The 14,114-nt window shown below is 43.1% G+C and carries 11 protein-coding genes; 6 read left to right on the top strand and 5 right to left on the bottom strand.

Translation table 11 applies throughout. The annotated features are described in order from the left end of the window. Positions 1-20 precede the first annotated feature (20 nt). Complete coding sequence (locus ACQ4LT_RS00200; protein WP_445663978.1) at positions 21-2,456, top strand: TonB-dependent receptor domain-containing protein; 2,436 nt, start codon at positions 21-23, stop codon at positions 2,454-2,456. Between the two features lie 73 nt (positions 2,457-2,529). Continuing rightward, positions 2,530-2,739 (top strand): hypothetical protein, encoded by a 210-nt coding sequence (locus ACQ4LT_RS00205; RefSeq protein ID WP_445663979.1) that lies wholly within the window; start codon positions 2,530-2,532, stop codon positions 2,737-2,739. A gap of 87 nt (positions 2,740-2,826) precedes the next feature. On the opposite strand, the gene htpX is transcribed toward ACQ4LT_RS00205, so the two are convergent. After that, on the bottom strand, positions 2,827-3,693 hold the full coding sequence (gene htpX / locus ACQ4LT_RS00210; RefSeq protein ID WP_445663980.1) for a zinc metalloprotease HtpX: 867 nt from the start codon (positions 3,691-3,693) through the stop codon (positions 2,827-2,829). A gap of 265 nt (positions 3,694-3,958) precedes the next feature. On the opposite strand from htpX, the gene ACQ4LT_RS00215 reads away from it, so the two are divergent. Next, positions 3,959-5,401 carry a pyridoxal phosphate-dependent decarboxylase family protein gene (locus ACQ4LT_RS00215; RefSeq protein ID WP_445663981.1) on the top strand — a complete coding sequence of 481 codons (1,443 nt, stop codon included), beginning with the start codon at positions 3,959-3,961 and terminating at the stop codon, positions 5,399-5,401. Positions 5,402-5,578: 177 nt separating this feature from the next. Here the strand turns inward: ACQ4LT_RS00215 and ACQ4LT_RS00220 are convergent, their stop codons facing one another. Next, a complete protein-coding gene (locus ACQ4LT_RS00220; protein WP_445663982.1) occupies positions 5,579-6,190 on the bottom strand; it encodes a TetR family transcriptional regulator in 612 nt (203 codons plus the stop codon). A gap of 240 nt (positions 6,191-6,430) precedes the next feature. Between ACQ4LT_RS00220 and ACQ4LT_RS00225 the strand changes: the two genes are divergently transcribed. The 3 genes from ACQ4LT_RS00225 (at position 6,431) to msrB (ending at position 9,328) form a co-directional block, all read left to right on the top strand. Further along, positions 6,431-7,768, top strand: coding sequence for an NfeD family protein (locus ACQ4LT_RS00225; protein WP_445663983.1), 1,338 nt, complete (start codon positions 6,431-6,433; stop codon positions 7,766-7,768). A gap of 40 nt (positions 7,769-7,808) precedes the next feature. Then, the gene (locus ACQ4LT_RS00230) at positions 7,809-8,636 is read left to right on the top strand and encodes an SPFH domain-containing protein (RefSeq protein ID WP_445663984.1); all 828 of its coding nucleotides are present in this window, start codon (positions 7,809-7,811) and stop codon (positions 8,634-8,636) included. 131 nt (positions 8,637-8,767) lie between these two features. After that, complete coding sequence (gene msrB, locus ACQ4LT_RS00235; protein WP_445663985.1) at positions 8,768-9,328, top strand: peptide-methionine (R)-S-oxide reductase MsrB; 561 nt, start codon at positions 8,768-8,770, stop codon at positions 9,326-9,328. Between the two features lie 3 nt (positions 9,329-9,331). Here msrB and ACQ4LT_RS00240 read toward each other — a convergent pair whose 3' ends face one another. From ACQ4LT_RS00240 to ACQ4LT_RS00250, 3 genes are all read right to left on the bottom strand, one after another. Further along, a complete protein-coding gene (locus ACQ4LT_RS00240) occupies positions 9,332-10,354 on the bottom strand; it encodes a metal-dependent hydrolase (protein WP_445663986.1) in 1,023 nt (340 codons plus the stop codon). A gap of 165 nt (positions 10,355-10,519) precedes the next feature. Then, positions 10,520-13,111: a DUF5916 domain-containing protein gene (locus tag ACQ4LT_RS00245; RefSeq protein ID WP_445663987.1), complete on the bottom strand. Its 2,592-nt coding sequence runs from the start codon at positions 13,109-13,111 to the stop codon at positions 10,520-10,522. A gap of 509 nt (positions 13,112-13,620) precedes the next feature. Beyond that, entirely contained in the window at positions 13,621-13,986 is a 366-nt protein-coding gene (locus tag ACQ4LT_RS00250) for a DoxX family protein (protein ID WP_445663988.1), read from the bottom strand. Positions 13,987-14,114: the final 128 nt, after the last annotated feature.

A 14,114-nucleotide genomic window follows, 5' to 3' on the forward strand; every position in this document is an offset into this window, starting at 1 on the left:
AAATTTTTTACCTCAAAGCAATGATTAAAAAACTAATCTCATCACTGTCCCTGCTATTACTCTTTTCAAGCACCTCATTAGCTCAAACTAATGGTACTGTAACGGGCACTGTTGTAGACCAAGAAGACGAGCCATTGTCCAGTGCTTCTGTGGCCATGTACGATTCAACTCAATCCAATATCATAACCGGCGCCTCTACTGACGGCGATGGGACCTTTGCCATCAATATTTCGCCCGGCCAATACATGTTGAAAATCACCTTTCTTTCTTTTCGATCCTATACTCAAGAGGTTCAAATTTCGGAAGGCGAAACGAATGATCTCGGTACCATTGCCATGACGCCAACCTCTGAAGACCTTGGAGAGCTTTTTGTGCGCGCCGAACGATCAGAAATGCAGATGAACTTTGATAAACGAACCTTCCAGGTTGGACAGGATATTACCAGCCTCGGCGGCTCAGCAGTTGATGTATTGAATAATGTGCCTTCGGTTTCTACCGATATTGATGGTAATATCAGTCTGCGGGGAAACCAATCAGTACGCGTACTCATCAACGGCAAACCATCAAGTATGGTCAGCGGCGACGTAGATGCCCTCAACAGTATTCCCGCAACCATGATTAAAGAGGTTGAAATTATTACAAATCCCTCATCTCGATACGCAGCAGAAGGTTCGGGCGGAATTATTAACATCATCCTAAAAAAAGATCAACGTCGTGGACTAAACGGAAACTTTCAGGTGGGGACGGGCCTACCGGAAGAGTATGAAGGATCAGCCAACATCAATTATCGCGTTGGAGATATAAATCTCTTTTTCAACGGCGGACTGGATTATAGCAGCGAACCCGAAGGAGGGAGTTCTTTCCAGCGTTTTTCTGGCCCGGATACTACCTATATGTATCGAGAACAAACCGATTCCCAGGAATCAGAACTTGACGGTGATCTGCAATTTGGGGCTGACTTTTATCTCACAGAAACACAAGTGTTAACTGCCAGTGCCTATATTAGCGCAGAACGCGAGGAGAATAATGAAGACATCACTTATACTGATCTGGAATACAGTCCGGGAGCTTTTACCGGTGATGTATTAGAGGAGACCTTTCGTCAAAACAGGCAAGAAGGCGATGAACAAAATCTTGATGTAAATTTAGATTACGAAAACAAGATAGATGGTGACGACCATAAACTGGTGGCTGATGCCAGCTTTGATATCAGCCAGGAAGAATCTACAAATGAGATTGAGGAAACAGTACGCCAAGGGAATGTCGATCCACTTTTTCAGCGTGCTATAGACGAGGAAGAAGAAATGGACTTCCGCTTTAATGCCGAATATGAACGCCCAATATGGGGAAGTGGCACATTTGAAACTGGAATTCGCAGCGATTTTGAATGGATGGATAATAGCTACCGCGCCGAAACACTAGTTAACGGCAACTGGGTAGAAGAATCAAACTATACTGACAATTTCAAATACCAAGAAAATGTAAACGCTGCTTTTGCCATCCTGGGCTATGAATGGAATTCACTCTCCGGACAGGTAGGATTACGACTTGAAAACACCCGAATTAGTACCGAAGTCAAAAGTACAGGGACAGAGGCCGACCAAAATTACGTTAACCTATTTCCCAGCGTATTTTTAAGCTACTCTTTCAACGAGCAACAATCAGTGCAAGCAAGTTACAGCCGACGTCTAAGCCGACCCTGGTCACGTATGCTTATCCCATTTGATGATTTTGATGATCAGCGCAGCCAGTTTACAGGTAACCCTAACCTGACCCCGGAATTCAGCAACTCATATGAACTCGGATACCTGCACTACTGGAAATCCGGATCTTTGCTCACAAGTTTCTACCACCGTTATCGCACTGATGTTATTGAACGAATAACCGAAGCTCAGCAAGGCGTTACACGAATATTCCCCATCAACCTTGCTACCGAAAAGGCCTGGGGCGTTGAGTTTTCTGCAGACCAGGAAATAGCCGATCGGTTAAATCTTACGGCTAATGCTAATCTATTTCGGTCTAACTCAGAAGGCACCTATCAAGGTCAGGTTTTCAGTAGTGAATCCGAAAACTTCCGGGCGCGCATGCGTCTTCGCTGGGAAATTGTCGATGGCTTGAACTATCAAGCCTCAATGCGCTATCGCGGACCCAATGAAACTACACAAGGGCGACGAGAAGGTATGACCATGATGGATACGGGGCTTTCAAAAGATATTATGGATGGGAAAGCTAAAGTTACACTCAATATTCGTGACTTGCTGGATTCCCAGAACTTCAACTATACCGCAACCGATGACGGTAGGGATGTCACTGACTTTTACACTCAGCGTGAATTCAGCTGGTCCTCGCGTTCAGCTACCATTAGTTTCCAGTATTTCTTCGGAGAACGTGACAGACAACAACGAAGAGGTCAAGGTCCCGGCGATGGCCCTGAAGGAGGAATGGGAGATATGTAATTCCAATAATGAATAAAGATTCAAATTGAGCTCCGTAGTAATTATCTTTGCATAAACAAGACAAAAAGAACTCATGAGCTCAATTATTGAATCTTATAAACTTGGGAATATCGCTGTTGAAATAAGCGAAACGGATCATCCCAAAAAATTAAAAGTGGATTGTAATGACGGTAACTATCACTCCGCCTTTACGGTCCGCAAATACGAATACGAAAACTATAAGCGCCACATGAATCAGCGCATCAAAAACGCTTATGATGAACAATACAACGAAGAGGAATAGGTAGTAATATAGTTAGCTACGTAAAAATGGCCGGCACTTCTAAAGTGTCGGCCATTTTTAACTCTCACTTTTCGTAACGCAAGACAATCAATCAAACAAATATTTACCGGTGCGCTGCATGTGCATCAGTCGCTCAATGCGATCTTCTGTTTCGGGATGCGTTGAAAACAGGCTCATAAAACTCCCTCCGCTAAATGGATTCACCGGAAACATGTGCGATGTTGATCGCATGGCTGTATCTGACACATTCATCGGTATTTGCTGGGCCGCTTTTTCGATACGCTGCAATGCGGAGGCAAGCTGATTCGGCTGACCACAGATTTCTGCACCCACACGGTCGGCCTCATATTCTCGCGTTCTGCTAATGGCAGCCTGTAGCATCGTTGCAGCAATGGGAGCTGTAATTAAAACGATAAGCATCACTATGGGATTAGAATCACGGTCACCACCGCCCATGGGAATAAAATAGGCAAACTGTGCAAGCATCGTTAGGGCACTCACTACGGTGGTAACAATGGTTTGCGTAAGAATATCCCGGTTTTGAATATGGGCCAACTCATGGGCTATCACCGCGCGAAGCTCATCATCATTAAGTGTCTGCATGATACCTTCAGTTACCGCCACCGCTGCGTTTTCGGGGTTACGTCCCGTTGCAAACGCATTGGGCTGATTTTGTGGAATAATATATACCGCCGGCATCGGGAGATCAGCCTTACGAGCAAGCTCTTCAATCATGTTATACAATGCAGGATGTGATTTTCGATCCACCGGTTGAGCATCGTACATCCGAAGCACCATCTTATCGGATTTCCAATAGCTGAAAAAGTTCATCCCCATGGCAAATACAAAGGCAATAATTAATCCGGTAGACCCGCCAAGAACTTGTCCCACCAGCATAAACAGTACCGCGGCCAAGGTCATCAGAAAAACCGTTCGTAAACTATTTCTGTTCATAGCAATCGTTAAAAATTTGGAGTTATTTTTTCTATCTGTTAAACGTAAAAATTACCGTTTTGTTTTAGTTTCATCTAACAATATTACCAGCAAAAACTATTCACTTGATAGTCAAAATATCATCCCGATCCACATACAAATAATTCTGCCTCCAACAATACCCCAACCCTTTACAATGTAGGAGGCTTTTCCTTCAGTTGGCTACTGCTTTTATTATTTTGTGACTCCAATTACTAATTGAAATTTGTGAACGGCTACCCCATACATGGAACAACAAATCAAAGAACTCGAACGACAGGCCCGCCAGCTCGAAACTACTGTTCAAGATCGAAAATCATTAATCAACAAAGCTACGGGGTACGGCGAAGAGTTCTTAAACTCGCTCTCTGAAAAGCCCGCTTATGTAAATTCGGAAACCATGGGCAAGGGCGTGTACGAGTTACCCTTTGATGAAAAACCCAAAGACTTTGATCAACTCTTACAGGCTTTAAAATCCGAAGTAGATTTGCCCGGACTCAATCCCGCTTCGGGCAAGCATGCCGGCTACATTCCCGGCGGTGGACTCTATCCCTCGGCCATCGCCGATTACCTGGCGGCCGTCACTAATCGCTACACCGGCGTCTTCTTTTCGTCTCCCGGTGCCGTACGCATCGAAAATATGTGCATCCGCTGGATGAATGATCTCATCGGCTATCCCGATGGAGCATCCGGTAACCTAACCTCCGGCGGCTCAATTGCGAATCTAATCGGATTGGTTGTGACCCGTGACGATTCCGGTATCAAAGCTGAGGATTTTAGCCGTGCTGTAATTTACACCACACAGCAAGTTCACCATTGCGTAATCAAAGCCATCAAATTTGCCGGACTGGGCGAAGCTACTCTTCGTACTATCCCTATGGATGACCACTACCGCATGAAGGCAGATGCTTTGGAAGAACAAATAAAATCAGATAAAAAAGACGGGCGGATCCCTCTGACAATCTTTGCTTCAGCAGGAACTACCGATCTCGGTGCCGTCGATCCACTCGACGAAATTGGTGACATTGCCGAGCAACACGATCTCTGGTTCCACGTGGATGCAGCTTACGGCGGGTTTTTCCTGCTTACAGAACATGGTAAAGAGATGATGAAAGGCATTGAAAAGTCTGACTCGGCTACTATTGATCCCCACAAGGGGTTATTTTTACCCTATGGATCGGGAGCACTCTTGGTTAAAGACGGGGAAAGGTTATATGAATCCCAGCACATGTCGGCCAACTACTTGCAAGATACTTACAAAGCCACCGAAGAAGCATCGCCCGCGGATCTATCCCCCGAACTTTCCAAACATTTTCGCGGTCTGCGAATGTGGCTTCCGCTCCAGCTTTTTGGCGTACAACCATTTCGCGCCGCCCTGGATGAAAAGCTTTTGCTAACGCGGTATTTCTATGATAAGATTCAGCAAATCGATAGCATCGAAGTTGGCCCGGAGCCCGAGCTTTCGGTCGCCTTTTTCCGGTACGTTCCCGAGAACGGCGATGCCAACGCATTTAATAAGAAGCTGGTCAATGAAATTCACAACGACGGACGCGTCTTCTTATCCTCAACTCATCTCAACGGAACCGTATATCTACGACTGGCAGTTCTAAATTTTCGTACACATTTAGAAGATATTGATCTCATTTTATCGGTACTCCGAGAGAAGATTAGAAAACTGGAAGTGATATAATTTTCCTGCTCCCAAATACTACTATATTCCCTACAGTTAATTACTGATATAATCGCAGTCGGAAATAGGTTCTACATATAGTGATTTTAACAACAGGATCTCTTAAGAATTAGCAATACATAACACGCTATTTAAATATTGGTTAGACGGCATTAATTTTTATTAAATAGAATAGATTTATGCCGTCAACCAATTTAAGATCGTATCCAAAATTATTCCCTTCCTTTTTTGTGAAAATCCTTTCTCTGATACGGCACCATCGGTACCAAACAATGACTGGTGTATCGGACCCGCAACCACAGGATAATAACAGAGTGAAAAAATATTCATGAGCAAATCCCGGGCACTTACAGAAGCTATTTCATAATTTTCCGCAGCATCAGTTAGCTCCTCCTCAAAAGCTGTGACTTGTAATACTACCTGATCCTCAAAAATAGGCTGCAGCCAGTCCGGTTTTCTGCTTATTTCTGTAACTACAAACGCCAAAACCCGAGGACTCTGATCTGCTTTCTCCAAACTGTTTTCGATCAGCAACTCTATTTTTTTAAACAGGGGTACATCCTTCGAAATAACATCATTCAAATCTTCGAAGATTACCTGCACCGATTGTTTATAAACATGCTCGAAAAGTTCTTTTTTAGTATTGAAATAATAATGTATCATTGCCTTAGTTACTCCAATATGATTCGCAATATTATGGAGTTTTGTACCTTCAAACCCATGTGTTAAAAACTCATTCCGAGCCGCCTCAATAATTTCCTGACGGGTATCTTTAGTCTCTTCGCTCATAGAACTAAATAGTTAGTTAGGATGCTTTCTGTAAATCTAACTGTTACTAAAGGGAACAGCAAGTGTCTTAATCAAATAGTTAGACCAGCTACTTTCAAAGCGAGTATCAATCCACTCATTTCATCAATAAACTCAAAATATGGGCACGAATTTATTTGAATATTGGTTACTTATTTTTCAACATGGTTATAAATTATTTACAGATGTTGTTTCCAATATCCTTTTTAATAACTTTACGGTATGAAACAGCTAATCATTATCACATTTCTTGCTTTCTTCGCGAGTGGTGCTTCAGCCCAGCCTGACAGTACTGTAACTGACTCTGTTCAACAGTCGGCCTCCCAACCGATAGTAACCATGATTTCTGTCGAGGGATCAATTTCTCCTACCACTACGAATTACATCAACCGGGGAATAAAAACAGCCAACGAACAGGGTGCTGAAGCTCTTATTATAAAGCTGGATACCCCCGGCGGGCTGTTGGAATCCACAAAAAATATTGTTCAGTCTTTTCTGGAATCCGATGACCTACCCATCATCGTTTATGTAGCTCCCGAAGGTGCGCGCGCTGCCAGTGCCGGAACGTTTATCACGATGGCCGCCCATATTGCAGCAATGGCTCCCACGACTACCATAGGAGCCGCATCACCGGTTCAGATGGGGGGAGGACAGTCTGATACAGTCATGCAAAAAAAGATTTTTAATTATTCCGAGAGCTTTATTGAGAGCATTGCCAACCGGCGCGACCGCAATGCGGAATGGGCCAGGTCAGCAGTTCGGGATGGAGAATCCATTACAGCTGAAAAAGCGCTCGAGTTAAATGTGATTGATCTAATCGCCTCCAATACCGACGAACTCCTGCAAAATATTGATGGCCGTACGTTCAACGGTGATACGCTGGCTACCAATAACGCTACCATTAGAGAAGTACCAACGAATTTTGCTGAACAATTCCTCAGCTTTATCATGCGCCCCGAAGTGATGCTTATTCTTACGATGATTGCCATCTACGGCATTATAGGTGAGGTAACGAATCCCGGTGCCATTGTGCCCGGTGTAGCCGGTGTTATCGCGCTGGTACTGGTGCTCTATGCCTCGGCAGCAATGCCCATTAATATTGCCGGCTTTGCCCTTATTGGACTGGCCATCATATTATTCGTCGCAGAAGCTTTTACACCCGCCTTCGGGCTACTCATTGCCGGAGGATCTGTATCTTTCTTTCTGGGCGCTCTCATGCTTTTCCAGGACCTACCCGAATCGATGGAGCTTTCATGGGCTTGGCTTGTCCCCGCCACCATATTAACGGCGCTCTTTTTTGTCTGGATTGTGACAGAGGGAATTCGAGCCCAATTCACGGATGACAAAACGGGGAAAAATTCCATGATTGGCAAGCAGGCCGAGGTCGTTGACAAGATTAACAACAGTCACGGAAAAGTTTTTGTAAACGGTGAATATTGGGATGCGGTTAGCGAAGGGAGTACTATTGAAGAAGGAAAATTATGCGAAATCACCGAGATCCAAGGACTTAAAATGAAAGTAAAGCCACTGTCAAAGTCACCAAATAAAAATAATGGATAACAAATTTTAACCGCCATTACTAACCCTTAAATAGAAGCTTATGGAAAGTTCGAACCAATTTTTTGATATAATTACGTGGGTCATTACTATTGCTGTTTTAGCAGCAATACTGCTACCCCAGATTTTTAAAATTCTTCGAGAGTATGAACGTGCCGTTGTCTTTCGGCTCGGGAAATTTCATAAGACCAAGGGCCCCGGTCTTATCATGCTGATTCCCTTTATCGATAAAATTGAGCGTGTTGACCTCCGGGTATTGACAATCAATGTGGATCGGCAGGAAGTTATCACCAAAGACAACGTTACCGTACACGTTGATGCGATTACTTTTTTTCGTGTTATCGACGCCGAAGCCGCAACCATCCAGGTAGAGAAATATATCCATGCCACATCGATGCTGGCACAAACAACGTTACGCAGTATTGTAGGACAGGTAGAGCTCGATGAACTGCTGGCCGAGCGGGACAAAGTAAATAAAAACATCCAAGAAATTATTGACCGGCAAACTGACCCATGGGGCATTAAGGTCGTCTCTGTAGAAGTTCGGGACGTAGTATTACCCGAAAACATGAAGCGAGCAATGGCCCGTCAGGCTGAAACCGAGCGCGATCGTCGAGCTAAGGTAATTAACGCCGAGGGTGAATTCCAGGCTGCGGAACGACTTGTGGAAGCTGCAACCATGATGAGAGAAGCACCAATGGCGCTACAGCTTCGGTTCCTGCAAACGATGAGCGACATCAGCGAAGAAAATGCTACCTTTGCCTTCATGCCGCTGCCCATGGAAATGCTCGAGGTGTTCAAAAATATGTCGGGCGTGGATGTGCCTCCGCAAATTAGTGATGATTCAAATGATTCAAGTGATGAATCATAAACCAATCTGTTGAAAACCAATTTAATACTATAACTGGCGCAGGCTCTCAAGTTTGCGCCAGTTTTTTATTTCGAATGATCTATCTGCTCCTGATGTTCTTTCCGTGTAACAATAAACAAGCCCATTGACCCATGCGTATTCTCTCTGTTCTGTTAATCATTATACTATTTCCCATCACAAGCTGTCAGGCGCAGCAAGAAAATAATAGCACCACTAATCCCGAGGTAACTAAAAGCACTTCGGAGATTAAACCCCACAATCCCTATTATTCACGTACTGATACAGCAAAACTAAACCTCCCTGATTCGGTTTGGAAAAAGGTTCTCAAACCTAAAGTCTATCACATTGCCCGCGAAAAAGGAACCGAACGAGAATATTCCGGCAAGTACTGGGATTATGAACGCAAAGGCACTTATTATTGCGCGGTATGTGGTAATAAGCTATTCGAATCAGAAGCAAAATATATGAGCCATTGTGGCTGGCCCAGCTTCTTTGAACCGGTAGGATTAAACAGCGTTAAGTTTAAGCCGGATAACTCCCTTGGCATGGAGCGAACTGAAGTACTTTGTGGACGCTGCAACTCACATCTCGGTCATATTTTTAACGACGGACCACCCCCCACCGGAAAGCGCTACTGCATGAACTCTCTTGTGCTCGATTTTGTACCGAACGACAGTACTGAAACAAACTGACCGCTATTTATTTCCCACAATTCTATCCATTAAATGATCCCACATATTAGCCCGCATATCAAAGCTGGGTTCAAACTGCTTGAAGCCCGTTACTTCGGTTGAGTCATCATTAAACTGCAGTTTGTAATTCCAAACATAGGGTGCCGATTCATCAGTAAGCCATAAATCTGACCGCCCAAATCGAAGGTCATGAACGATGAGTCCTTCAGACTTCTTCTCGGCGACATAGTATCCGCGCGAAAACCAAATGAGCCGCTCAACGGGCAGTTGATCTCGATATGGCTGTAATAGCTTCTTGTTTTGGGGGACCGATTTGAAATCGATTTCCTGGTCATCATCAAAAACAGAATACAACCCGGCATAGAGCGTGTCATTGGCCTCAGCATAGCCCGTCCACAGAAAAATATTTAGGGGAGAAGGGGTGGTCATATATTGCTCAACGTTAATCTGCTGCCGATTAAAGTTATACTCAAACACGTTATTAATGTGATATTTAACCCCAAAACCCAGCAGCAGATACAGGGAACTCAATCCTATACCCAACCAGTTTGCCCACCTGCGATTTTGTGATTGCCTGTTCAGAAAAAGGGCCGTTATCAATCCCAATAACAATGGCAGGGAATAAAATGGATCAATAATAAAAATGGAATTAAAGCTGAGGGAGTAGTTACTAAACGGCTGAAGAACCTGGGTTCCGTAGCTCGTACATACGTCAATAAAAATATGCGTGAGAAACACCCAGAATACGAGCCACGACCAGTCTTTCCATGTGGTATCATTTTTTTGATATCGCTGCAAAAGCCATCCAAATAAAGGAGCGGCTACCACACAGAAAAACAGCGAATGCGTAATGCCACGATGAATGGCCAATGACTGCACTTCTGATATAAACGGAGAGGCCAGCACATCCAGGTCGGGCAGTACTCCAAAGGCTGCGCCCCACAATGCCGCTTTATTGCCAATCTTTTTTCCCAGCAGTGCTTCACCCACTGCAGCGCCAAGCGTAATCTGTGTAACAGTATCCATAAAATTTCTGCTGGTATAATTTAGAAGACGGCTAAATATTCCGGCTCATTTCATTTAATGAGCTAATCTCTTTTTTAGACAATAATAAACATATCTAAATACGGAAGTATTCTAATATGCACAGAAACATTTCAGGGCAATTAGCACCAGGTATAATATCATGCCTTAGTTTGCAGAGAACCAATAGGTAAACTTTACGGCAAATAAATTATCACCGGTTTCTCCCAAGGCATTAACCAGATCGCCGGGCTCAACAAAGCGATTAAGCTCTTTTCTGGAAAAACGATTTTGTTGCCAAACCAGAAAAAAGGTACTGCCGGGCCGCCACTGATACCGCAATACCACACTACTTCGAAAAGATTTAACAAGAAAATCGCGATCAGGCACTGTAAATTTGGATCCATTGTCACTTACTAAAAAATCACCAGAATCCCTCCCTTGCACATTGTAATACTCCAGTTCATACGATCCGGGTTCCGGCAGCTCTCCGGGATTATAATAGTTCCCACTGGCTACAAAAGGCTCAGCATACATTTCAAGGGTTAGATCCGGAGTAAAGGCATAGTCCAATCTCGTTTGAAGAGAGAGCGTGGTACGATCAATGCTCGAAAAAATATATCGCTTGCCAAATGTTTCTTGCCGACCACCAGACTGAGTGGTAATATACTGGCGTGGATTCGTCTCACGAGAAAACCGAGGGCTTAATTGAAGCTCCCATTTGCCACCCGTTCGAATTTCTATAGAAGGACGGACTCCAAAATCCCATCCCCCGAACTCATCCCAGTCATAACCGAGAAAAATGCGCCCAAAAATATTCGCACTTCTATTAGTAAAGAGTCCTGTTGTTATACCATAATTTCTTCCGGAACCCATTAATGGACCCCCTCTTGTCAGCCGATCATTTAAAGTTCTGGGGCTGTATTCAATATTTAAAAAGTTGTTCCAAAAATTCTTCCATTGAATACGGCTGCTTAGCTCAATTCTATTTTCCCGGAGCGTACCTCCGTAATTCCATGAAGTACTTCCGCTAAGTTCGAAACGATACGACTGATACCAAGAGCTGGGATCATTTTCTCTGTAGGTGACTTCTGCGCTGCTATTAATTTCATCGGAGCTAAATAAAATTCCGGTATCATTCAAATCAAACCCCGGAGACTTTGTGTTACCCTCTACTTCCCATAGCCAATGGTCACCGGCATTTTTTGAAAACTCCAGTTTACCGCGATATCCAGCCAGAGAGGTCTTCGTGGAATCAATACTAACATGGGAAGCATCAGGTCGCTGATAATAGCGTGCACTCGACAGCTGGGCATCTAAAATCGCATCCTGCTCACCCGATATATAACTAAACCCTGCATCACCAGAGAGTACGTATTTTCCATCCTGAAATCGAATATTCCAATCGCTGCCCCCTGTAAAGGCCGACCGATTGAGCCTATTTGCTAATTCAGTCCCTTTTTCAAGATCACGATTAACTCCTGTCAATATTATACCGGCTGTTGATGCATTATCTCCAAATTCCTGCTGAAGTCTTACTACGCCGTATCCCGTTAGAGGTTCAACTTCTATTTTATCAAATGTATCGGTATCAACATCATATATCTGTGCTTTTTCTCGTGCTGTCACTGCAGCTACGCCTCCTACTGATAGTCCCGAAGGAAAACGTCCTGAAATTTTGGATGCCCCAATAATTGACGTATTGTCAGCCTGTTCCGAGAAGTCAACCTCTTCGCCTTGCGGGCGGAGTGACGGAGATGCACCTATTCTCCGTGAATAAAAATATCTGTCTGACCGTCCACCGCCGCTTAAAACACGAAATAATTGCTGGTTTTCTGTAAAAAATGGGCGCTTCTCTTCAAAAAACGTTTCAAATGCCGAAAGATTTACCTGCGCGGGATCAGCCTCCACTTGACCAAAGTCCGGATTAATAGTGGCATCCAATTTAAGGCTTGGCCCTATCCCAACTTTAACGTCGCCCCCTACTCGTGCATTTAAATTAACATCATCTGTAAATGGATTTTCCGGATCCGGAGAACCTTTCATGAAAGCATTACCTGCAAAATAGGGAACTATTTCTATCTGCCGTACTCTTGATATATTATTGATACCTGTTAATAAGCCAAACCGTGAGGCCCACCCCGTTTGATTCTGCGGAATCATCACCCAGTAGACATCCTCATTTTTATGAGGTAGATATCGATTGATATTGAGCCCCCAAACTTGTTCTTCCTTTTCACTGTACCGTAACTGCGAAAAGGGAATACGCATTTCTGCGGTCCATCCGAGAGAATCAATTTGACTTTTGGCCGACCATACAGGGTCAAACGAATAGTCTCTACTCCAGTTATTATCTTCAGGCTGAACATAATCAGCCCTAACACTTGAGGCAGTAATAGCAAAACTTCTTGCGGTTCGCCGATCCAGATAGGAATCCAATGAAATTACCAGTCGCTCGGCATTTCCGGTATTATCACGTCGGTTAAGTTGAGCCTGTATTTTTTCGGGATCAGGACTGTACATCCTGGCGCCTACATAAAGAGCTTGATCATCGTAGGCGAAAATAACTTTTGTTTTTTCTGTAGCCGGGGCACCTTCATTGGGCTCGCGTTGAACAAAGCCCGTTGCAAAAGACCCTTCTTTCCAAATATCTTCGGTAAGTTTCCCGTCAATATTTATTTGGCTACCCTTTATTTTTTGAGCCGATATAGTTCGCCTTTCTTCAGTTTGAGCCTGAGCATTAAGACTGCTTATACCCAATAAAAAGATTAAATTTATCAGAAAATAATACTTAAACGATCGATTTAGGTTTAGTAAAAATAGATTCAAAAGATTCTTAAACAATGATTGTCAATTAATATTTATCTTTAAGAGATGTTAGCCTTAAAATACTATTTTACCTGCTTTTCGTTTCTTGTAACCGTTAAAATGGTGTAAAATAATTTTTAATATGTTAAAACCTGATAATTACAAAATTAAGGATTGGTTTTATAGCAAGAAGCTTGGGTAATGAACTATCAAAAAATGTATTACCTGATATAATAGTTTTCTTCTTCAACTTAATTACTAAACTATATATTAAATTCTTTCATATATCTATCTCGGTTAGATTCTTGATATTTATAGTATCGGATAGGATAAAAATAAAGTGGAGAAGCAGACAGCACGGAGACAGTTAACGATTATAAAAATATTACTATTTGTTTAACAAAAAAAAGCCCCGCACTTATTAAGTGCGGGGCTTTTTATAAAGAAATTATTACGTGATATTAGATCTCGTCTGTTATCTCTTCGTCCGTTTGACCGGCAATAAACCATGCTCCACCCGCCAACGCTAAATCTTTAAGCAGGTTAGGCATACTGGATTGCATTTCACCACCAACAACAGCTGGCAGATGTATACTTAATACAAATATAAGCAACATTATCCCCAGTAAAATAGTAGCTAACCGCGCCTTCCATTCAATCACAATACTTGCACAGGCAGCCAGCATAGCCAATCCCGTCAAATAAACCCAGAATACTCCACCCGGAATAGGGACCATGCCCGCCATTTGACCTGCATTTACGAAGTGTAAGATTCCAAATACACCAAATGGTAACGCATATAAATAACGACCTATTTTAGAAAACATAACCAAACCTCCTTTTAATTAAGGTTGAAGGACACAACTTATAAAAAAATAGTTTAATGTTAAGGTTTTTAATTTTTGAATGGTGTATTAATGCCTTTTAAAGATACATCTTAACCTTATGCACATTT

The sequence above is a fragment of the Fodinibius sp. AD559 genome, from assembly GCF_052712805.1.

What these genes read in the sequence shown, in the direction of transcription:
- ACQ4LT_RS00200 (WP_445663978.1), top strand. Translation starts at nt 21, where the DNA reads ATGATTAAAAAACTAATCTCATCACTGTCCCTGCTATTACTCTTTTCA.
- ACQ4LT_RS00205 (WP_445663979.1), top strand. Translation starts at nt 2,530, where the DNA reads ATGAGCTCAATTATTGAATCTTATAAACTTGGGAATATCGCTGTTGAA.
- htpX (WP_445663980.1), bottom strand. Translation starts at nt 3,693, where the DNA reads ATGAACAGAAATAGTTTACGAACGGTTTTTCTGATGACCTTGGCCGCG.
- ACQ4LT_RS00215 (WP_445663981.1), top strand. Translation starts at nt 3,959, where the DNA reads ATGGAACAACAAATCAAAGAACTCGAACGACAGGCCCGCCAGCTCGAA.
- ACQ4LT_RS00220 (WP_445663982.1), bottom strand. Translation starts at nt 6,190, where the DNA reads ATGAGCGAAGAGACTAAAGATACCCGTCAGGAAATTATTGAGGCGGCT.
- ACQ4LT_RS00225 (WP_445663983.1), top strand. Translation starts at nt 6,431, where the DNA reads ATGAAACAGCTAATCATTATCACATTTCTTGCTTTCTTCGCGAGTGGT.
- ACQ4LT_RS00230 (WP_445663984.1), top strand. Translation starts at nt 7,809, where the DNA reads ATGGAAAGTTCGAACCAATTTTTTGATATAATTACGTGGGTCATTACT.
- msrB (WP_445663985.1), top strand. Translation starts at nt 8,768, where the DNA reads ATGCGTATTCTCTCTGTTCTGTTAATCATTATACTATTTCCCATCACA.
- ACQ4LT_RS00240 (WP_445663986.1), bottom strand. Translation starts at nt 10,354, where the DNA reads ATGGATACTGTTACACAGATTACGCTTGGCGCTGCAGTGGGTGAAGCA.
- ACQ4LT_RS00250 (WP_445663988.1), bottom strand. Translation starts at nt 13,986, where the DNA reads ATGTTTTCTAAAATAGGTCGTTATTTATATGCGTTACCATTTGGTGTA.